This window comes from Mesorhizobium sp. M0904, from assembly GCF_040319475.1.
GTDB lineage: Bacteria > Pseudomonadota > Alphaproteobacteria > Rhizobiales > Rhizobiaceae > Mesorhizobium.
Genome location: NZ_JAMYOC010000002.1, coordinates 33,344 through 52,217, shown reverse-complemented (window position 1 = coordinate 52,217; position 18,874 = coordinate 33,344). Strand labels below are relative to the sequence as shown.

General features: G+C 63.9%; 21 protein-coding genes and 1 pseudogene. 8 read left to right on the top strand and 14 right to left on the bottom strand.

Features of this window, described 5'->3' with window-relative positions; all coding sequences use genetic code 11:
- Positions 1-95 precede the first annotated feature (95 nt).
- Positions 96-374, top strand: coding sequence for a DUF2285 domain-containing protein (locus NKH80_RS02705; RefSeq protein WP_352803380.1), 279 nt, complete (start codon positions 96-98; stop codon positions 372-374).
- A gap of 228 nt (positions 375-602) precedes the next feature.
- Here the strand turns inward: NKH80_RS02705 and NKH80_RS02700 are convergent, their stop codons facing one another.
- The 3 genes and pseudogenes from NKH80_RS02700 to NKH80_RS02690 all read right to left on the bottom strand — a co-directional run bounded on the left by NKH80_RS02700 (position 603) and on the right by NKH80_RS02690 (position 3,412).
- Positions 603-2,573: an acyltransferase family protein gene (locus NKH80_RS02700; protein WP_352989440.1), complete on the bottom strand. Its 1,971-nt coding sequence runs from the start codon at positions 2,571-2,573 to the stop codon at positions 603-605.
- Between the two features lie 193 nt (positions 2,574-2,766).
- Positions 2,767-2,862, bottom strand: a pseudogene (locus NKH80_RS02695) (alkylphosphonate utilization protein); the annotation flags it as partial.
- Between the two features lie 259 nt (positions 2,863-3,121).
- Positions 3,122-3,412: a hypothetical protein gene (locus tag NKH80_RS02690; protein WP_254819668.1), complete on the bottom strand. Its 291-nt coding sequence runs from the start codon at positions 3,410-3,412 to the stop codon at positions 3,122-3,124.
- Positions 3,413-3,698: 286 nt separating this feature from the next.
- On the opposite strand from NKH80_RS02690, the gene NKH80_RS02685 reads away from it, so the two are divergent.
- On the top strand, positions 3,699-5,690 hold the full coding sequence (locus NKH80_RS02685) for an AI-2E family transporter (protein WP_502900899.1): 1,992 nt from the start codon (positions 3,699-3,701) through the stop codon (positions 5,688-5,690).
- Between the two features lie 126 nt (positions 5,691-5,816).
- Here the strand turns inward: NKH80_RS02685 and NKH80_RS02680 are convergent, their stop codons facing one another.
- The 9 genes from NKH80_RS02680 to NKH80_RS02640 form a co-directional block, all read right to left on the bottom strand.
- Positions 5,817-6,752, bottom strand: a complete 936-nt coding sequence (locus NKH80_RS02680; protein ID WP_352989437.1) for a phosphatidate cytidylyltransferase — start codon at positions 6,750-6,752, stop codon at positions 5,817-5,819.
- Between the two features lie 22 nt (positions 6,753-6,774).
- Positions 6,775-7,437, bottom strand: a complete 663-nt coding sequence (locus tag NKH80_RS02675) for a lysophospholipid acyltransferase family protein (protein ID WP_254819667.1) — start codon at positions 7,435-7,437, stop codon at positions 6,775-6,777.
- Between the two features lie 8 nt (positions 7,438-7,445).
- Complete coding sequence (locus NKH80_RS02670) at positions 7,446-7,871, bottom strand: hypothetical protein (protein ID WP_352740996.1); 426 nt, start codon at positions 7,869-7,871, stop codon at positions 7,446-7,448.
- A complete protein-coding gene (locus tag NKH80_RS02665; protein ID WP_352989434.1) occupies positions 7,868-9,211 on the bottom strand; it encodes a phosphatase PAP2/dual specificity phosphatase family protein in 1,344 nt (447 codons plus the stop codon). The genes NKH80_RS02670 and NKH80_RS02665 overlap by 4 nt, the downstream gene beginning before the upstream one ends.
- Positions 9,212-9,213: 2 nt before the next feature.
- Positions 9,214-11,001 (bottom strand): bifunctional alpha/beta hydrolase/class I SAM-dependent methyltransferase, encoded by a 1,788-nt coding sequence (locus NKH80_RS02660; protein ID WP_352989431.1) that lies wholly within the window; start codon positions 10,999-11,001, stop codon positions 9,214-9,216.
- A 26-nt stretch (positions 11,002-11,027) separates the two neighbouring features.
- Entirely contained in the window at positions 11,028-11,630 is a 603-nt protein-coding gene (locus NKH80_RS02655; RefSeq protein WP_352989428.1) for a CDP-alcohol phosphatidyltransferase family protein, read from the bottom strand.
- A gap of 109 nt (positions 11,631-11,739) precedes the next feature.
- Positions 11,740-12,417, bottom strand: coding sequence for a hypothetical protein (locus tag NKH80_RS02650; protein ID WP_352989423.1), 678 nt, complete (start codon positions 12,415-12,417; stop codon positions 11,740-11,742).
- A 67-nt stretch (positions 12,418-12,484) separates the two neighbouring features.
- Complete coding sequence (locus tag NKH80_RS02645; protein WP_352989420.1) at positions 12,485-13,006, bottom strand: Hsp20/alpha crystallin family protein; 522 nt, start codon at positions 13,004-13,006, stop codon at positions 12,485-12,487.
- A 29-nt stretch (positions 13,007-13,035) separates the two neighbouring features.
- Positions 13,036-13,512, bottom strand: coding sequence for an Hsp20 family protein (locus tag NKH80_RS02640; RefSeq protein WP_352989417.1), 477 nt, complete (start codon positions 13,510-13,512; stop codon positions 13,036-13,038).
- A gap of 338 nt (positions 13,513-13,850) precedes the next feature.
- Here NKH80_RS02640 and NKH80_RS02635 point away from each other — a divergent pair, with 338 nt between their 5' ends.
- Both NKH80_RS02635 and NKH80_RS02630 read left to right on the top strand, forming a co-directional pair.
- Entirely contained in the window at positions 13,851-14,063 is a 213-nt protein-coding gene (locus NKH80_RS02635) for a hypothetical protein (protein ID WP_352475551.1), read from the top strand.
- 136 nt (positions 14,064-14,199) lie between these two features.
- Positions 14,200-14,463: a DUF982 domain-containing protein gene (locus NKH80_RS02630; protein WP_352989414.1), complete on the top strand. Its 264-nt coding sequence runs from the start codon at positions 14,200-14,202 to the stop codon at positions 14,461-14,463.
- A gap of 106 nt (positions 14,464-14,569) precedes the next feature.
- On the opposite strand, the gene NKH80_RS02625 is transcribed toward NKH80_RS02630, so the two are convergent.
- A complete protein-coding gene (locus tag NKH80_RS02625; protein WP_023718102.1) occupies positions 14,570-14,839 on the bottom strand; it encodes an usg protein in 270 nt (89 codons plus the stop codon).
- A gap of 364 nt (positions 14,840-15,203) precedes the next feature.
- On the opposite strand from NKH80_RS02625, the gene NKH80_RS02620 reads away from it, so the two are divergent.
- From NKH80_RS02620 to NKH80_RS30080, 4 genes are all read left to right on the top strand, one after another.
- A complete protein-coding gene (locus NKH80_RS02620) occupies positions 15,204-15,518 on the top strand; it encodes a co-chaperone GroES (RefSeq protein WP_254819656.1) in 315 nt (104 codons plus the stop codon).
- Between the two features lie 55 nt (positions 15,519-15,573).
- On the top strand, positions 15,574-17,205 hold the full coding sequence (gene groL, locus NKH80_RS02615) for a chaperonin GroEL (RefSeq protein ID WP_352475547.1): 1,632 nt from the start codon (positions 15,574-15,576) through the stop codon (positions 17,203-17,205).
- A 103-nt stretch (positions 17,206-17,308) separates the two neighbouring features.
- Positions 17,309-17,524 carry a hypothetical protein gene (locus NKH80_RS02610; protein WP_352880124.1) on the top strand — a complete coding sequence of 72 codons (216 nt, stop codon included), beginning with the start codon at positions 17,309-17,311 and terminating at the stop codon, positions 17,522-17,524.
- Entirely contained in the window at positions 17,521-18,165 is a 645-nt protein-coding gene (locus NKH80_RS30080) for a DUF982 domain-containing protein (RefSeq protein WP_502900898.1), read from the top strand. The genes NKH80_RS02610 and NKH80_RS30080 overlap by 4 nt, the downstream gene beginning before the upstream one ends.
- Positions 18,166-18,338: 173 nt before the next feature.
- Here NKH80_RS30080 and NKH80_RS02600 read toward each other — a convergent pair whose 3' ends face one another.
- A complete protein-coding gene (locus NKH80_RS02600; RefSeq protein WP_352880125.1) occupies positions 18,339-18,836 on the bottom strand; it encodes a GNAT family N-acetyltransferase in 498 nt (165 codons plus the stop codon).
- Between the last annotated feature and the right edge of the window lie 38 nt (positions 18,837-18,874).

The window sequence follows — 18,874 nt, the reverse complement described above, 5'->3', positions numbered from 1 at the left end:
TCGACCGTCGAGGCGAATCTCGATCCGCATCCTCCGATCAAAGGGCGCCGGCTTCTTCATAGGCTGCTACGGTGCGCCAGTGCTGGTAGGTCGCAATGCTAAAGCCGCCAAACCTTCATATCGCGAACGCAGCGCCGACGTCTTCGGTTCTGACCGGTTATGACGAAGATCGCATGCTTACTTATATCCGGCTGCTCGACGCTTCGGCGGAAGGGACCGATTGGCGTGAGGTCGCCCGCATCGTTCTGCATATTGATCCGGAGCGGGAGCCGGAGAGGGCTTTCCGGGCGTGGGCGACACATTTGGCGCGTGCACGATGGATGACCAGGAAGCGGAACGAACTGCGCCAATTGCATGATGAGTGGTGGGGATGAGCACCATCTAGGAACCGCCGTCCCGGTCTGGCCGTTGAGGGAGGAGGCCAACATGGAAAAGCGACCAATGACTTCTTGGCGAGCCAATACTTTCGAGCTGTGCTGCCTTCTTGCAGTTCCGCTGTCGCTTATCCTTACCGTTTTACTGGCTGGTCTCATCCTTAGCTGACCTGGCGTGGGTTGCTCGCCAAGGGCTGGTCGGTCGTGATCCGACAAGATCCCGCACTGTTACTTCACAGCCGCCGCCATCACATTCGAAAACAGCGCCCGTTCCACCGCCGGCTCCAGCGTTTCGGCGAAGGGCGTTGCCAGGTGGTGGCGGTCGCGGAAGGCTAGTTTGCCGTCGATGAAGACGTGGCAGGTGGTCTGGTCGCAAAACCGGTCGGTCATGTCGATGTAAGTGGCGTTCGGCGTCGAGCGCACGATGTCGCGCTCGACTGTGGCGATGTCGTCGTTTGCCGCCATGATCCTCGGCGTGTCGCATGTCGCGGGCGTCTGGCCCCGCCACAGCGCGCGCGCCACGCATTTGTCGGCGTAGCTTGCATTGTAGGGAACGTCCCTGATGACCGCGACCTTGATGCCGGCCTGGCTGAAGGCCTGAAGCGTCCAGGTGAGGCCCGTCCGCCACTGCGCTTGCCAATCGGCGTGCTTCAACTCCTCGGGCGATTCCTTCATCACATTGCCGATCGAGAATTCCGAAATCACCACCACTTGCGGGTGCAGCGCGATGATGTCCTTGACCGACTGCTCGCGCCACTGGTCGCATTCGGTGTAGTCGCGCTTCAGCCGCCAGTTCCAGGTCGTCACCCGCGAAGCCCGGCAGGAGGATTTGAGAAAGGTGACGACGCGAAAATTGTTCTTCTCGGCCGCCTTGATCAGCGGCGTCGACCAATGGTCGGCATGCGAGTCGCCGAACAGCACGACCGAGCGTTGGGCATCCTTGCGGCCGAACATGCAGGGCTTCGGCTTGACGGTCTCGAAATCGAGCACGCAGCCGCCATTGGTCGCGCGCACGGTGGAGAGTTGGGCGGCGCTGTCGGCGATGACGTGCTGTTCGGGGCTGAGATTGTGCTCGGCAAAGCGCGCATTGCCATAGGCCGCCACCACGCCGGCGCCGGTCAGCGCGACGGCGGGCACCAGCGCCCGCGCTGCTCCGGCCATCAGCCAGCCATTGCGGCGGATCGGGTTCTCGACGAAATGATAGGTGAACATCGACAGAAGCAGCGTCAGCGCCGCGCAGGCAAAGCGGTCCAGGATGGACAGGTTGGGAACCACCATTGCCGCGTAGACGATGACTGGCCAGTGCCAGAGATAGAGCGAATACGACAGCCGGCCCAGCCATTGCATGGGCGGCAGCGCCAGCACTGCGCTCGGCAGATTGCGGCCGCCGCTGCCGCTGAGCAGCAGCAGCACGGTGCCGGCGACAGGCGCCAGCGCATTCACCCCGGGAAACGGTGAGTCTTCGTCCAGCATCAGATAGGCCCAGGCAATCAGCACCAGACCGAGGCATGCCTGGAGCGTGGCGAGCAGCGGCCGGTCGCGCCAGATCTTTGCCGGCGCCATGGTCGCGAGCCCGCCGGCGGCGAATTCCCAGGCCCTGAGCGGCGAGAAGTAGAAGGCCCAGGGCTGCGACACTTCCGTCAGCCAGGCGCAGGCGGCGAAGGAGGCTAGGCCGGCGAGGCCAATGACGATTATAGCGGTGCGCTTGCCCGGGCGCAGCCATGCGGCCATCAAAAGCAGCGCCGGCCATGCCAAATAGAATTGTTCTTCGACCGACAGCGACCAGAAGTGGATGAAGGGGTTGTTGGTGGCGTCGGCGGCGAAATAGTCGAACGACCAGCGGATCAGCCAGAGGTTGATCATGTAGGCGGAGGCGAACATAGCGCCTTTCGAATAGAGCGCCTGTTCCTCCGGCGACAGGATGAAGTAACCAGCAAACAGCGTGGCGAGAATGACGAACAGTGCCGCCGGCAGCAGGCGCCGGACGCGCCGGGCGTAGAAGCGCCAGAGGTTCAGCCGCCCGGTTTCGGTTATTTCCGTAACCAGGTGTTTTGTAATCAGGTAGCCGGAGATGACGAAGAAGATGTCGACGCCAGCAAAGCCGCCGGGCAGGCCGGAGAGACCAAAATGGAAGGCGATGACACCCGCCACCGCCAGTGCGCGCAGCCCTTCGATGTCAGGCCGAAATGATGCCGACACAATCACCTCGTGCAAGGAATGCCCACCTCGCAGAGGCTCGACCCGATGCGCCGATATTGCAATGCAACAAATCTAACGCAGTGCAACATAGGGCGAGGGGACAGGCTCCTCCCACTCGTCGCATGGGCGATTCGCTCACATTGGCGGTTCAGTCATGAGGCGATTGATATGGAAGCGAAGGGTGCCGAGGCGATCAGGCCTTTTTCAAAAACTCGGTCTTCAGCACCAGGCCCTTCACCTGCCTGGTGCTGCATGCGATCTCGCCTGGATTGCCGGTGCCGGCAATGCCATGCGGAGGCTAACCGGCGGGCTGCGAGCAGACGGGACCGCTCGGGGTGGCATTGCCACTCCGCGACATGCGTTCCGACCAGGCAATGCCGATGGCGCCACGGCAATCGAACAAAAGCCGTGGCCTTCATTGCGCGGACATTCCGGCGTAGCGACATCAAATGGCTGAACGCCCGCCGGTGCAGACTGGAAGGTCGCACAATGGCGGACCTGCCCGCCTTTCGCTTGGTCCGTTATTGCAATCGGCAAGAAGCCGGCGGTCACTTGTTACCGAGCTGGTTGGCCATCTTGCAGAAGTCGGCATGCGTCTTGGCAATGCCGGCGTCGCTGCATTCCTTCAACACCATGGCCCGGTCGCTCGTGGACATGGCCATCCATGCGGTCTTGAATTCGGCTTCCGACTTCATGCTCTTCATGCCGGCGTCGGTGAAGAAGGGTGACATTTTCTGCGGATCGTCGAGCGCCGAAGTGCCAGTGGCACCGGCGGCGAGCGCTGCGCCGGTCATCATCGAAAGCGCCATCGCGCCCATGCAAAGCATCTTGATGTTCATGATCATTCCTCCTGAGCTGCTGCTTTGAGGTTGTCCATCAGCGATCTACGAAGGAACGGTGTTTTGACCCAAAAGTTCCGCGTTCTGGCGCAGACATGGAACAGGATTGCCCGTGACGCCATTTATGCAAAAAATTCTACCGTGACTGAATAGCCGCGCTGCCGATCTGAAGCCCGACAAAGCCAACGAAGGTCCAGGCAATCGGTGTCCAGTTGGGGGAGGCGCTGCGACGTTGCACGCCGGCTCAATATGCCCGATCATGACGACGGCGGGGCGGAGGTATAAAGTGGCGGCAAATCGTCGAAACGGCGCGCACCTGGCGGAGCCCCGGCGGGCGGGTATTGTTGCCGCTGCCAGGGCGCTTCCGCACACATCGTTGCCCAGCGTAGCGTCGGTCGTGACGGCCGTCGCGGCGCTCTATTTCGGGCGCGAGGTCTTTCTGCCGATCGCAATCGCCCTGCTGCTTACCTTTGCGCTTGTACCGATGGTGTCGGCACTCAAGCGCGCCGGCATTCCGCGTCTTCCTGCCGTGATCGCGAGCGTGCTCGGCGCATTCACGGTGCTGGCGCTGTTCTCCTTCATCGTCGCCACGCAGGTTAGTGAACTGGCGCAGAACATCCCGCTTTACCAGGCTAATATCCTGACCAAGGTCCGGTCCCTCAAGGACACCGGCGTCGGCGGCGGTATCGTTTCCAGATTGAGCCGGGTGATCGAACGCGTCGGCCAGGAACTCGACAGACCCGGACCTGTGCAACCCGCCGCCGATCAGCCTCCGCGGGAGCCGATCCCGGTCGAAATCGTCGCGCGCGAACGACCGCTCGAGGTTCTCCAGAATCTGATCGGCCCGCTGCTGAGCCCGCTGGCATCGGCCGGGCTGATCGTCGTGGTCGTCATATTCATGCTGCTCGAGCGGGAAGACCTGCGCGATCGTTTCATACGTCTCGTCGGCTACGGCGATCTGCATCGAACCACCGAGGCGCTGCAGGATGCCGGCAAGCGGGTCGGCCGCTACCTGCTCATGCAATTGGTCGTGAACATCGTCTATGCCGTACCGATTACGTTCGGACTTTGGGTTCTGGGCATACCCAATCCATTGCTGTGGGGCTTGCTGGCGCTGGCGCTGCGCTTCGTTCCCTATATCGGCCCGGTCATCGCGACGCTGCTGCCTCTGTTCCTGGCGCTGGCCGTGGCGCCCGGCTGGTCGCTCGTGCTATGGACCGCCGGGCTTTTCGTGGTCGTGGAACTGATCACCGGCAACGTGATCGAACCCTGGCTCTACGGCTCGCGCACCGGGCTGTCGCCATTGGCCATCATCGTTGCGGCGATCTTCTGGACCTGGCTCTGGGGTCCATTGGGCCTGGTTCTGTCGACGCCGCTCACGGTCTGCCTCGTCGTGCTCGGCCGCCATGTGCCGCAGTTCGAATTCCTCGACGTTCTGTTCGGCAACGAACCCGTGCTCGAACCGCACGCCCGGCTTTACCAGCGGCTGCTGGCCGGCGACCCCGAGGAAGCGACAGACCATGCCGAGGAGATGCTTGAGGAAAACTATCTGGTCGAGTTCTACGACAAGGTCGCGATTCCCGCACTTCTGCTCGGCGAGCAGGACCGTGTGCGTGGTGTGTTGAGCGATGAGCAAAGACAGCAGGTCGCCGGCAGCGCGCTGACGATGGTGGCGAACCTCGACGACAGCGCGCAGGAGGAGGCGGAAGCGGACGATACGGCCGCGGCCGAGGACAATGGCGTACGCGAGGACAAGCAGATTCAGAGGGAGGACGAGGACGACACCGAACTGCCGGATGGCACGGGCATGTCGGTGCTGTGCGCCGGAGGGCGCGGCGAACTCGACGATGCCGCTGCCGGCATGCTGGCGCAGGTGCTCGAAGTCCAGGGAGCTACGGTGTTGAGGGCGAGCTTCGCCGATCTGGAAGCGGGAAGCATTCGCCGCCTTGAACTCGACGCCGTCGATACCGTCGTCGTCGGATTTTTGAACCGCGATTCCGTCAAGCACGGCCGGTTCCTGGTCCGTCGGCTGAAACGCGCCAAACCAAGGTTGCGGGTGGGCGTCGTATTGTGGTCGGAGCCCGAAAGCGACAACCAGGAGGCAGACGCCAGATTGGCCAATGAGATCAACGCCGATTTCGTCGCACACGGCATGGTCGGCGCGGTGATCGGCGCGTTGTCCAGCGCTCCGCCGGTGGCGCTGAAGGCCACCGCCAAACGCCGCATGCGCCGCCTGACGCCGGCGCGCAAGAAAGAGCCGCTCGCCGCGGCAAAATGAGCGCGGCCAACGACGGCGGCAGGTCGGGGTTATTATCGCTTTCGCGAAAGTGGTAATAACGAAACGGATCAGGTTACCTTCGCAAGGTCGCGCTGAACCGTCCGCCGCGGCAAACGGCGCCAACCTTCATACAGTCCAGAAATAGCGCACCGTATGGAAGAAGACCGGGGCGGCGAAGACCAGGCTGTCGGCACGGTCCATCATGCCGCCATGGCCTTCGATCAGATGGCCCCAGTCCTTGACGCCCTGATCGCGCTTGATGGCGGAGGCGACCAGCCCGCCGAGGAAGCCCATCAGGCAGGCGATGAAGGCGACGCCGGCTGCCTGCAGCGGCGAAAACGGCGTCAGAAACGACAGCAGCACGCCGAGCAGGCTCGATGCCGCCAGCCCGCCGACCAGCCCCTCCCAGGTCTTCGACGGCGAGACCGTCGGCGCCAGGAGATGCCGGCCGAACAGCTTGCCGAAGATATACTGCAGCACGTCGCTGCCTTGCACGGTGATGATCAGGAAAGCGATCAGCAACAGGTTGCGGCCTTCGAAGCCAGGCACCTCGAGCGTCAGCAGCGCCGGCACGTGGCTGACGCAGTAGACCGAAATCATGACCGCCCATTGCTGCGCCGAGACGCGCTCGAGAAAGCGCTCGGTGTCGCCGTGCAGCGCGGTGATCGCCGGCATCAGCAGGAAGCAGTAGACCGGGATGAAGATGGTGAACATGCCATACCAGGCGGTCCACACCAGCCAGTACTGGAAAGGGATGACGATGCCGAACATGCCGAGCAGCACCCAGTGGTCGCTGCGGCGGCTGTGGGTCAGCGTTACAAATTCGCGCAGCGCGGCGAAGGAAATCAGCGCGAACAGGATGGTCATGCCGGGGCGGCCGAAGAAGAAGGCAACGGTGATCGCCACCACCATCACCCACCAGGCATTGATGCGCTGGGTGAGGTTGACCAGCGTCGGCGACAACGGCTTTGGCGCGCGCCACGACAAGACGCCGGCGACGACGCTGGCGCTGATCAGCACCGCCAGCAGGCCGACAATCAGAATGAGGGTTTCGTGCATCATCGGCAGCATTTTGCCTTGGTCCTCAATCGTCTCGCTCCGGCCGGGGGTTCAGCGCCAGCAGCGTTTCGCGGGCGCGGTCGAGAAAGGCGCGGCGTTCCTCACCCGGTTGAATGGCGATCGGCGCGCCGAAGACGACGCGGCAGAGCAGCGGCACCGGCACAAATTGCCCCTTGGGCAGCACCCGCGACATGTTCTCGATCCAGCACGGGATGAGCTCGACATCGGGTCGCGCCATCGACAGATTGTAGAGGCCGGAGCGGAACGGCAGGAGCGGTTCGTCGGTCATGTTGCGCGTGCCTTCGGGAAACAGGATCAGCGAATGGCCCTGGTCAAGCACCGACAGCATGATCGAGATCGGGTGCTGCGTTTCATCCGTCCACTGCCGGTGGATCAGCACGGAAGACAGCATGTCCTCGGCAATGAAACGGCGCAGCCGCGTCTTGCCCCAATAATCGGCGGCCGCCACCGCATGGGTACGGGCGCGTTCCTTCTCGCTGAGGCAGGCCGACAGCAGGATGAAATCGCCGTGGCTGGCATGGTTGGCGAAGTAGATGCGCTGCCGGTCCGATGGCTGGCTGCCGTTCCAGATCGGCCGCACGCCGGTGACCGCCCAGGCCAGCGCCGACAGGCCGACCGAGGTCACCGTCTGCAGCAGGGTATAGGTGCTGACGCGAAGCTTTGTCATGGACGGGCTCAAAAGAATGCCGCGACGACCGAGGCCGCCGCGAACAGGCCGAACGCGATACGCTGCTTGGCGAGCAGGCGGCGCGTGCCGGCCATCCGCTGCTCGAGTGAGCGGCCGCCGGCAGTGGACTTCAGCCGCATGCGCGCCAGCACGTCGTCGATCGCCGCGCCGCCGCCTGCCTCGCTGGCGTGGCTGGCCATCAACCGAAACAGCAGCGCGTCGAACAAAAGCAGGGCCGAGAGAATGATTGTGGCTATGGCACTTGCGGCGGCGATCAGCCAGGCTACCGCGGACAGCGACGATGTTTGCGGCGCAACCGCCAGGCCGATGACCGGCGCCGCCAGCAAGGCAGCAGCAATCAGCAGCAGCGGCCATGCCACCTGCACCATCAGCCCGGCAGCGAACGCTTCGGCCCTGTCACGATAGGCGGTCATGCCGGTGCGTCCGTGCAAAGATGCACCGGCCGGCCCGCGGCGGCGAGCTTGCCTCGCGCCTGATCGGGCGTGGCGGCCCGGCCGCTGGCGACCAGCCATTCGGCGACCACGGCGGCGCTGCGTTGGAAGCCGAGCGCACAGCAGACCAGCACCGTGCCCTGGTTCTGCGCCGCCCCGATCGCCGCCACCGCTTGCGCACGCGCCTCGCGAGACGGCGGCAAAAGGTCGACCATGGGCAGGCTGACCCAGCGGATCGAGGCGCCACGCGGCCTTTCCAGTTCGCCGGCAAGGTCGATCACCGTGCCGAAAGGGTCGGCTTCGGCGGCGGTCGGAAAACGGCCAAGGGAAACACCGTCGGCAACGACGATATGCGCCGGAAGCTTTCGCGTCCATGCCCACACATTGGCCTTGGCGCCAAGGCGGTAGGGCCAAAGCAGTAGACGGCTGGCCAGCGACACGCGGCCATCGGCTGTTTTCTGGAACATTTTGGCGCCGGCGCCGGCATAGGCGAAAGCGACTATGGCCAGCGCCAGTGCCGGCCACAACAGGATGAGCCACAGCGCCGAGACCAACGCGCCGGCAGCGGCGCCGGTCAGTGCAAGGCTTGCGCCGAGCGCATAGAACAGCGCCAACCGCCGCGCCTTCGGGTCAGCGCTCAGGCGGAAGCCGGTGAACGGCAGCTCGCTGTCGCGCGGAAACAGCCACAGGGCGAAAAGGCCGAGCAGCGCGCCGGTCGGAATGTCGATGAAATGGTGCTGCCACGTCGTCAGCACCGAGGCGCCGATCAGGAAACACCAGACATGCCAGGCGAAGCCGGCGATGCCGGTCAATCTGTAACGCCAATGGTCCCAGATGATGACCAGCAGCGCGATATGCAGCGACGGCGCCTGGTTGAAGGGTTTGTCGAAGCCGCCGAGCACGGCGAACATGAAGCCGGGCAGGCCGCTCGTCTGCGGGCGCACGAAGGTCGCAGTCAGCGGGAACAGGATGAAGCAGGCGACGGCGACGAGCTGCGCCGTCAGATAGCGGCCGGCAAGGCGGTCGACGCCGCTCTTCGAATTGTTCAACAGCAACGACAAGCCATAGAACAGGTTGATCGACCAGTAGGGCACGATCGTCCAGGCAAGGAACGGGATGCCATGCTCCCAGCCGAAGACGATGCTGCCGACATCGTCGCGCCGCGACGCCAGCCAATTGGCGAAGCCGTAGGTGGCGTAGAAGAACGGCGCCAGAAATGCCAGCCACAATGCGGCGCGCAGGACGATCCCGGGATACCGCTCACGCGGCAAGGCCGGAAGGGCAGGGGCATCGCGAGGTAAGGCAGAGGCAGGCAAGTCCATGTTCAGACGCGCCGCGCGACCGAAACGGTGAAGATGCCCCACTGGTCGATGCGCTGGTCGAGCTTCTCGAAGCCGGCGGCCGCCACCAGCTGGTCCATCTCGGCCTGCGTGCGGCGGCGCATCACCCAGGCCTGGCCGCCGCGATGCGAGGTCAGGCTGCGCGCGATCATCTCGAGCTGCGGATGCCAGGGCTGGTTGGTATAGACGAGCAGGCTTCCCGGCTGCATGGCGCTGGCCAGTCCACCGAGCGAGCGGGCGATCACGGCATTGTCGGAAAACAACTCGTAGAGCCCCGAGACGATGGCGAGATCCGGCGCCGGGTCGAGCCCGGCCAGCATCGTGGCGTCGAAGGCGTCACCTTGATGGAAAGTGACGCTCGCCGGCAGCTGGCGCTCGGCGATCAGCTTGCGGCCGAGCGAGACGTTGAGCTCGGAGAAATCCTGCAGCCGTACGCTTGCCGGCGGCTCGGCGCATTTCTGCACGGCATCGAGCACGTAGCGGCCATGGCCGGCGGCGACATCGACGATATGGACCGGCCGGCCGGCGGCCTTGAGCGAGGCGGCGGCGCTGCCGATCAGTTCTTCCAGATGCAGCTTGCGCTGGCGGATGCCGCGCCAGCCGATGGCATCGAGAAAGGTGCGGTCGATCATGCGGCCGATGGGGCTGATGCCCCGCGCCTCGTTCTCGTAGACATAGTCGAGCGTCGAGCCCGAATCGAAGCCGGTGACAATCCCCGTCTTCATACCGGACGACAGCCAGGCGCCCATGCGGATCGAAGCGCGGCTCATTGCCCAGTAGAGGCCCCATAGCGACAGCAGCGGCAGCGGCGAGGTAAGCCGGTCGGCCTCGTCGCGCGTGTAGCCGGCGCGGTCGGCCTCGGTCAGGTCGATTGGCTTTTCCGACGCCGCGAATTGCTTTTCAAGGAAAGGCCTGATCAGGTCGAGTGCCTTGTGGCGGTCGCGCTCGCCCAGCGTGTCGTGGAAGAAGCCGGGCAGCACATGCCGCTCCTTGGCCGGGCTCGCCAGATTGACGAAAAACTCGTGCTGCGGTTCATGCCGCACCACCCAGTCACTGCCGGAGATCAGAAGCTGTGTCGGCACGGTGATGGCGCGGGCGTCGGCGACGATGCGCGCGGCATGGCCGTAGAGCTCGACCAGGATGTTGGAGGCGATCGGCCGGGTGATCAGCGGGTCGGCGTCGAAGGAGGCGATACGCTCGGGGTCATGCGTCAGGAATTTCGCCTTGACGTAGGAATTCACGAAGAAGCGGCCCTTCAGCTTCTGCCACAATGCAATGCCTCGCTTGGCGAAGGGCACGTAGAGCTTGACCGAGAAGGCTGGCGAGGCCAGCACCAGGGCGCGAATGTCGGGCGCGTAATCGTGCACCCAGGCGGCGGCAAGCACGGCGCCGAAGGATTGCGCGATCAGCGCGATGTCGCGCCGGGCAAAGCCGTCGCTGTCGATCTCGCGCACAAAACAATCGATGTCGCGCACCAGCGCGGCAAACGACGGCGCATAGCCGCGTTCGCCGGCGGAGCGGCCATTGCCGCGTGCGTCCCACGCATAGAAGGCGTGGTCGGGCATCTGGAACTCGTCGACCAGATGCGCCATACGGCCGCCATGCTCGTGGCCGCGGTGGAACAGCAGGATGGCGCCCTTGCGGTTTTCCGACAGCGCCGGCCAATAGCGATAGAAGATCTCTGTGCCATCGTGGCTCTTGAAGCTGCGCTCCTGCGCCACCCGTTCGATATTGACTGAAGCCACCGCGGCAACCGTCTGTTGGTGAAGCATGTTGTTCTCCCTGGCGAGACCGGAATTCAGCTACCGCTCCCGTTAAGGCCGCTGCGTATCCGGTTGATGGCGGTCGCCAGCGAGAGTGTAGCCATGGCCGGAAACACGAGCGGCGTGAGCGCCGGGACCCACAGGCCGGACGCGATAAGCACCGCGAGGATGCCAAGCGCCAGCGCCCGGTCGCTTTTGCCGAACGGGCCGGCATAGTTGCGCCCAGCTCCGGCCGCGATGCCGAGCACGCCGGCGAATTCCGCGATCACAGCCGCGATAGCGAATGCAACGACGCCCCAGGCAGGAAAAATGACAGTAAAGGCCAGGATCAAAGCGAGATCGGAGACGACATCACAAAGCTCGTTGAGATACATGCCGAGCGTCGAGGCCTGGCCATGTTCCCTTGCGAGCATGCCGTCAATGGCGTTTAGCGCCATTCGCGTAGACAGCACGAGCGGCATCAGCAGAAAGACCGCGCGGCGGCCTGCAAGGGCTGCCACCGCAAGGCCGGCAGCGAGCGAGAGGGCAGCGGCCAGCAGTGTGATCTGGTTGGCGGTGACGCCGGCCTTGGCCAGGCCGTCGGCAAGCGGCCGCAGCCTGGCCTGGAAGGCCGGTTTCAGCGCATAAAGCGTCGGCATGTGCGAACCCCCCGGCCGCGGTGCAAATGATGTTGGCGAGGATGGTCAATTGGCGCGCAAGACGCAAGGGCGGCGCCCTGCCACTTTTCGACATCCGGATATGTCGGCGCTAGCTTTTCCTGTCATTGTCGACCGGGAACCGTGCTGGCAAGCTTTCTTCGGCCGTGGCCCAGGCGCGACTATGATAACGCCGCAGGACGAGAATGCATGTCGCGAAGACCGCCAGCCCGCAAATCACGCCGTGCGACATGCCTCCGCCGAAAGCGGACTTAACAACGATGCCGGTGAAGGCGCCGGCGATGGCGCCGTTGATCGTGCCCACCATCCCAGCGGTGGTCATGAAATATTGCAGCGGCGAGGGGCGGAGGCCCTTGTCGACCAGCACCGCCGAGAGGTCGTCATGCGTGGAGTTGACAAGGTATCTTTGCAGGACCGGCGCCAGCTCGACGAAATAGTGGCGGATCCTGGCCATGCCGCGGGCATGCACCATGTCCTCGATGGCAACCTGCACAGCGCGCACGAAGGTGACCAGGCCGATGAAGAAAAGGCAAGGTAGCAAGATAAGGCTGAACAACACGAACGGCCTGCCCATCTCCGTGACCTGGGCGACGAAGGACAAGGCAATCGTTGCGCTCGAGACCGAGGTCAGGAACAGATTGGCTCGCTGGTTCGCTTCCTGAATGGTCGCGGCGCGAGCGTTTTGCAGCACGAAATGCTCGGTCGTCAGGCACTGCAAGACTTGCTGCGCCTGGTCAGGCGGAACCGGAGCGTCGGGAGAACGGGTCATCGACATTGCCCGCTTCTGCCCGCCGGAACCGGCAGGGCAGAAGCGGGCGTCGTCCTGCTGCGAGCCATCAGGACTTGCCGTTGCCGCCGTTGATGGCGATACGCTTGGCCTTGGCCTGAGCGCGCTCAGTCTTCGGCAGCGTCACGCTGAGCACGCCGTTCCGGAACGCGGCGTTGACCTTGTCTTCGTCGACTTCGTAGCCGAGCGGGATACGCCGCTCGAAACGGCCATAGAAGCGTTCGGAGAACTGCCTGTCCTTGTCTTCGGTCTCTTCACGCTTCTCGCCGCGCAGCGTCAGCACGCCGTTATCGAGCAGCAGCTCGACGTCCTTCTCGTCCATTCCGGGGATCTCGGCGGTGACGCGGATCTCCTTTTCGCTATCGGAGATTTCGACACTCGGCCAGCCGGCGCGGGCCGCGGCGAAGCCACCGAGCGACGGCAGCCTCGTGTCGAAGCCGCGGAACGCCTCGTCGAACAGGCGGTTCATTTCGCGATGCAGCGTCAGGAAGGGATCGCGATCGCCGCTGCGGAACAGGCTGGGGGCCTGATTGTTCTCCCGGCCCCAGGGAATGAGATCACGAATAGCCATTGCACAGTCTCCTTTCTCGACTGGTTCGTTCAGGCAGCCTGCTTGTTTGCTTCGACCTGCGGGGCCTTCGGCCCGGTCTTCGGCGAGGCGACATCGGTCGCGATGGCGATGCGCCGAGGCTTCATCTCCTCGGGCACCTCACGTACCAGATCGATGCTGAGCAGGCCGTTGTCGAGCGAGGCGCCTGCGACCTTGACGTGATCGGCAAGCTCGAAACGGCGGGTAAAGGGCCGTGTGGCGAGGCCATGATGCAGATACTCCGCGTTGTCCGGCTCCTTGTGCTGGCCGGAGACAATCAGGAGGTTGGGTTCATGAATGATTTCGAGGCCGTCCTCGGAAAAGCCAGCGACGGCGATAGTGACGCGGTAGTTGTTCTCGCTGCTGCGCGCGATGTCATAGGGCGGCCAGGCGTCGAAAGCCTGCGGCGCATTTTCCAGCAGGTTGAAGACGCGGTCGAAGCCGATGCTCGACCGATAGAGCGGGGAAAAGTCGAATGCGGTTCTCATAGCTACATCCTCCATCGAGCAACATAGATACGAGGAGCGCCAAAGAGCTGGCGCTCCCTGGTTTCGCCGGCCCCATTTCGGCGACCGGTGCCATCGATCTGGTTATTGTCCGCCGCAAGTCAAGACCCCGGCGGCTCTCGCGTTGCTGGTTTTTTGGGCCGGTGTCGGTTCGGCGAGGCTGCCACTCTCGCACAAGTGGGGGATGTCCGGCAGGAGATTGCCTGTTTGGCTTCAATCGCCAACGCCGAGTTCCCCGGCCGGTTATTGTCTGCCGCAGGTCAAGACCCAGATTCTTGTGTTGCCGGGCCCATTCCCGGCACTCGCAGATGGAGCTGACCATGACACGCGACGAGATCATTTCCGTGCTGGGCCCGGTCGACGACGCCGTTATCGCCGACATTGCGGCGACGGACGGGACGGTCCAGGAATTGCGTGAGGCCCTGGCCTGGATCGCCGCCGACGAGGCGCTGGTGAACGAAGGCCGACCGCTGCCGACGGCAAGAGTAGCGACGCTGATCGAACTGCTGCAAGGGCCGGACGAGGAGGAATAACCGCTGTTGCCGCGATGCTCTTGAACCGCGCAAAGGGACGAACCATGTCCTTCAGCGGCGCCGGCTGGTCGCCGGTGCCGCCAGCATGACGTTGCTTGCTCAAACAAGAAGACGATCAGAAAACAAGGAGGAAGTGATGGACGACGTCCGCTTCGCCGAGCCGATCACGTTGAAATTCCAGTCCAGCCAGCGCAAGGTCGCCAGTAGTTGGGAAGCCATCGAATGCATGCGTCAGCAGTGGCCGGACCGTGCACGCGGCCGGAGTTGGCGCGCCGCCTATCGGACCTGCCGCGACGCGCTCGACGGCTGGCGCACCGCGCGTGATGCGCGCAAGGCCTTCGTCAGGGCGGCGCGCAACGCGGGATTGCTCGCCTGCGAGCCTGTTGACCACGCCGGCTAGCCCGGACCCTCCGATATTTGAGATCCAAAACAAGTGGGGAGAGGCAACTGCCTTCCCCCGCCGCGAGAGACTTTGTCCGCTGTCTAGCGGCAGATCGGCTTGCTCCTCAGTGGACGGTGATAATGCCGTTTACGGCCCGCCATTCGGAGGGCTGGATCAGGTGATGATGGGCGACGCGCACCGAATGCAGCGGGCCTTCGATTTCGCGCTCCCAGAAATCGAGGAAATGCTTCAGCGTCGGGAAATCGGGGGCAATATCGTATTCCTGCCAGATATAGAGTTGCAGCAGGCTCCGATGATCGGGCAGGCGGTAGTGGATCTCCGCCGTGGTAAGACCAAACCCTTGCATCTGGAGCTGAAAGTCCCTGCTGGTCATGCGATCGTCCTTTCCGTTGAAATCTCGGTCCGTTGAAATCTCGGTCTGCAAAACGCCTCGCCTTCCACATAGGTTCCCGCCGCCACGAGCGGCTCCGGACCGGCGGCATTTTGAAATATCGCGCCAAAATTCGAGCCGCACTTTAGCTGAGAGCGGCTAATGTGCGAACGATTACAGTGCATTGGCACTCTCATGCGTCGAGTGCTAAAATTTTTGCGTGACCCTCTTGAAAGCAGAAAAAAGCGCGACTAGTTCGTATGCGCGCGATGCCTGATGAAGGGGTCGCGCACCCCGTGCCGGGCCGATATTGCCGGTTCGGTCAGGAGGATCTTCGAAAATCTGTTTGTCCCGAGAGGAGAACGACATGACGTTCCGTCCATTGCACGACCGTATCCTGGTCCGCCGTATCGAGGTCGACGAGAAGACCGCCGGCGGCATCATCATCCCCGACACCGCCAAGGAGAAGCCGCAGGAGGGCGAGGTCATTGCCGCCGGTCCAGGCGCGCGCGACGACAGCGGCCAATTGCAGCCGCTCGACGTCAAGGTCGGCGACCGCATCCTGTTCGGCAAATGGTCCGGCACCGAGATCAAGCTCAATGGCGAGGATCTGCTCATCATGAAAGAGAGCGACGTGCTGGGCGTTATCGAGGGCGCCGGCGAGATGAAGAAGGCTGCCTGAGTGGGCCTGAACAAGCATTCCAGTCAACGAAGCTGCCTATCGAAGGAGTGATCCAATGGCTGCCAAAGATGTGAAATTTCATACCGAAGCCCGCGAGAAGATGCTGCGCGGCGTCAATATCCTCGCCGACGCGGTGAGGGTGACGCTCGGTCCCAAGGGCCGCAATGTCGTCCTCGACAAGTCGTTCGGCGCGCCGCGCATCACCAAGGACGGCGTTACCGTGGCGAAGGAGATCGAGCTCGAGGACAAGTTCGAGAATATGGGCGCACAGATGGTGCGCGAGGTGGCTTCGAAGACCAGCGACGTCGCCGGCGACGGCACCACGACCGCGACCGTTCTGGCGCAGTCGATCGTCCAGGAAGGCGCCAAGGCGGTTGCCGCCGGCATGAACCCGATGGACCTGAAGCGCGGTATCGACAAGGCGGTCGAAGCCGTGGTCGCCGAACTCAAGGCCAATGCCCGCAAGGTGACCAGGAACGACGAAATCGCCCAGGTCGGCACCATCTCGGCCAATGGCGACGCCGAGATCGGGCGCTTCCTCGCCGAAGCGATGGAAAAGGTCGGCAATGAGGGCGTCATTACCGTCGAAGAAGCCAAGACCGCCGAGACGGAGCTCGAAGTCGTCGAAGGCATGCAGTTCGACCGCGGCTATCTCAGCCCCTATTTCATCACCAATCAGGACAAGATGCGCGTCGAGCTCGACGAGCCCTATGTGCTGATCCACGAGAAGAAGCTGTCCAACCTGCAGGCGCTGCTTCCGGTGCTGGAGGCGGTGGTGCAGTCGTCCAAGCCGCTGCTGATCATCGCCGAGGACGTCGAGGGCGAGGCGCTGGCGACGCTGGTCGTCAACAAGCTGCGCGGCGGCCTGAAGGTCGCGGCCGTCAAGGCTCCGGGCTTCGGCGATCGCCGCAAGGCCATGCTGGAGGATATTGCCATCCTGACCGGCGGCACGGCAATCAGCGAGGATCTCGGCATCAAGCTCGAGAACGTCACGCTCAACATGCTCGGCCGCGCCAAGAAGGTGGTGGTCGAGAAGGAAAACACCACGATCGTCGACGGTGCCGGCTCGAAGAGCGAAATCCAGGGCCGGGTCTCCCAGATCAAGGCGCAGATCGAGGAGACCACATCCGACTATGATCGCGAGAAGCTGCAGGAGCGGCTGGCCAAGCTCGCCGGTGGCGTCGCCGTCATCCGCGTCGGCGGCTCGACCGAGGTAGAGGTCAAGGAGCGCAAGGATCGGGTCGACGACGCCATGCATGCCACCCGTGCCGCGGTCGAGGAGGGCATCCTGCCCGGCGGTGGCGTGGCGCTGCTGCGGGCGGCAAAGGCGCTCGACAATATTCAGGTCGACAATCCCGACCAGAAGACCGGTGTCGAAATCGTGCGTCGCGCGATCGAGGCTCCGGTGCGCCAGATTGCCGAGAATGCCGGCGCCGAAGGCTCGATCATCGTCGGTAAGCTGCGCGAAAAGCAGGAGTTCTCGTTCGGCTGGAACGCGCAGACCGGCGACTATGGCGATCTCTTCGGCCAGGGCGTCATCGATCCGGCCAAGGTGGTGCGCACCGCTCTGCAGGATGCCGCTTCCGTCGCCGGCCTGCTGGTGACGACCGAGGCGATGGTGGCCGAGAAGCCGAAGAAGGAAGCTGGCGCGCCGGCAATGCCCGGCGGTGGCGGCATGGACTTCTAAAGCCAGGCTTCCAAAGCGCGACTTCGAAACGGCAGATGGACCGTGTCCGCCAAAAGCGGGCACGGTCTTGCCGGTCCGGGACTAATGCTGAGCAGGTGTTGCCATGGATATGATGGACAGTTTTGGAAAGATGGCGGCGCCGACCCGCCCGAAAAACGATCTCAACTATGAAGCCGACTGCAGGGCGGCGCTGGCGCCGTTGGTCGACGGCTTGCTGCACATGGCCGAGTCGGCCGGCTGGGACCGCCGCAAGGCGGCCTACACGCTGATGTTTCTGTCGGCTCAACGCGTGGGGGCCGGCACGGAGGAGCGCAAATGATCGCGGCGCGGATGCGCGAATGCCTGCGCCTGCTGCGGTGGTCGGAAAACGATTTCGCCGAAGAGGCGGGATACCCGCTCGCCAAGGCAAAGGCGTGGCTCTACGGGCGCGAACATCCGCCGCTGGGCGCGGCGGCCTGGCTCGAGGCGCTGGTCAAGGTGCATCGGCTGCTGCCGCGGCCGGGCATGCCCTCGATTGGGTCCAACTCGCAGATCGGTGCCATCGTTTCGCAGGCGGCCCTCGAGGATCGAAGCGCCCGCGCGGTTGAGTTCCGAAAGGAGCCGATTGAGCCAGGAAAGGAGAGTGTCATGGATCGTGCTTCGTTCGACAAGCCGGTTACTATCCTCACCGGCCTCGGTACACCGACGAAGATAGAAAGCGCGGCTGAGGCCTATGCACTTTTGGCTGAATGGCCGGCAGCGAGCCGGACGGCCGCGCATGACATCGCCGCAAAAGCGTGCCGTGCAGCACTGGAAGGAGAGATCGACGCCGAAACGGCGCGCGCCACCTTCGTTGCCTTCGCCCGCCGCAACGACCTGCTTGCGCCGCAGACGAACGGGATGGTTGCCGGCGAGAGCGTTGCTGGCGCGACCGTTGCCGACTGGGCAACGCGCCCACAGCGCGTCAACGCCCCGGCCTGAGCGAGTGCCAATCTCCCCCCTTGAGGGGGAGATGTCGCCGAAGGCGACAGAGGGGGTCGGCACGTCCTGGCGCGACGCCATATTGGACGAAAGAGAAAGTTGGCGCCCCCCTCTGTCCTGCAGGACATCTCCCCCTCAAGGGGGGAGATTACGCGCTCAGCCGCTTTCGCTTGCTAAGCCATCGGCAGCAGCCGGCGCATGATCAGCAAGGCGTGGCCGCCCACGCCGTGTGCAGCCGGCCGGCGCTCGACGACCTCGAAGCCGTGCTTACGATAGAAGGCGATTGCGCGGTCGTTGCCCTCGATCACTTCCAGGGCGATGCTGGGAATACCCGCGTGCGCGGCAAGAACGGCATGCAGCAGGTCGGCGGCAACACCGGTGCCGTACTCGCTTTTGTCTATATGGAGCCGCTCGAGCATGACCTCGCCCTTGTCGTCCATCGCTGCCATCGCATAACCGGCGAGCGAGCCGTCAGCCCGCTCGGCGACGAAGGACATCTTGTTGTCGTCCCCGAGCTCGGACGCCAGCCGCTCCGGCGCGTGCCTCTCATCCGACAGCCGTGCCGTGGTCTCGGCACCCAGGATCGGCGAATAGGTCTGTCGCCAGGACCCTCCAAGCAGCCGCGACACCGCCGGAACATCCTGTTCGGTCATGGTTCTTATTTGAGGCATCGCCACCTCCCGGGCAGTTTATGGCACCGCAGCGTTCG

Bases quoted from the DNA above. Each gene is read 5' to 3' on its own strand.
- NKH80_RS02705 (WP_352803380.1), top strand. From the start codon at position 96: ATGCTAAAGCCGCCAAACCTTCATATCGCGAACGCAGCGCCGACGTCT.
- NKH80_RS02690 (WP_254819668.1), bottom strand. From the start codon at position 3,412: ATGAACATCAAGATGCTTTGCATGGGCGCGATGGCGCTTTCGATGATG.
- NKH80_RS02680 (WP_352989437.1), bottom strand. From the start codon at position 6,752: ATGATGCACGAAACCCTCATTCTGATTGTCGGCCTGCTGGCGGTGCTG.
- NKH80_RS02675 (WP_254819667.1), bottom strand. From the start codon at position 7,437: ATGACAAAGCTTCGCGTCAGCACCTATACCCTGCTGCAGACGGTGACC.
- NKH80_RS02670 (WP_352740996.1), bottom strand. From the start codon at position 7,871: ATGACCGCCTATCGTGACAGGGCCGAAGCGTTCGCTGCCGGGCTGATG.
- NKH80_RS02665 (WP_352989434.1), bottom strand. From the start codon at position 9,211: ATGGACTTGCCTGCCTCTGCCTTACCTCGCGATGCCCCTGCCCTTCCG.
- NKH80_RS02660 (WP_352989431.1), bottom strand. From the start codon at position 11,001: ATGCTTCACCAACAGACGGTTGCCGCGGTGGCTTCAGTCAATATCGAA.
- NKH80_RS02655 (WP_352989428.1), bottom strand. From the start codon at position 11,630: ATGCCGACGCTTTATGCGCTGAAACCGGCCTTCCAGGCCAGGCTGCGG.
- NKH80_RS02650 (WP_352989423.1), bottom strand. From the start codon at position 12,417: ATGACCCGTTCTCCCGACGCTCCGGTTCCGCCTGACCAGGCGCAGCAA.
- NKH80_RS02645 (WP_352989420.1), bottom strand. From the start codon at position 13,006: ATGGCTATTCGTGATCTCATTCCCTGGGGCCGGGAGAACAATCAGGCC.
- NKH80_RS02640 (WP_352989417.1), bottom strand. From the start codon at position 13,512: ATGAGAACCGCATTCGACTTTTCCCCGCTCTATCGGTCGAGCATCGGC.
- NKH80_RS02635 (WP_352475551.1), top strand. From the start codon at position 13,851: ATGACACGCGACGAGATCATTTCCGTGCTGGGCCCGGTCGACGACGCC.
- NKH80_RS02630 (WP_352989414.1), top strand. From the start codon at position 14,200: ATGGACGACGTCCGCTTCGCCGAGCCGATCACGTTGAAATTCCAGTCC.
- NKH80_RS02625 (WP_023718102.1), bottom strand. From the start codon at position 14,839: ATGACCAGCAGGGACTTTCAGCTCCAGATGCAAGGGTTTGGTCTTACC.
- NKH80_RS02620 (WP_254819656.1), top strand. From the start codon at position 15,204: ATGACGTTCCGTCCATTGCACGACCGTATCCTGGTCCGCCGTATCGAG.
- groL (WP_352475547.1), top strand. From the start codon at position 15,574: ATGGCTGCCAAAGATGTGAAATTTCATACCGAAGCCCGCGAGAAGATG.
- NKH80_RS02610 (WP_352880124.1), top strand. From the start codon at position 17,309: ATGGATATGATGGACAGTTTTGGAAAGATGGCGGCGCCGACCCGCCCG.
- NKH80_RS30080 (WP_502900898.1), top strand. From the start codon at position 17,521: ATGATCGCGGCGCGGATGCGCGAATGCCTGCGCCTGCTGCGGTGGTCG.
- NKH80_RS02600 (WP_352880125.1), bottom strand. From the start codon at position 18,836: ATGCCTCAAATAAGAACCATGACCGAACAGGATGTTCCGGCGGTGTCG.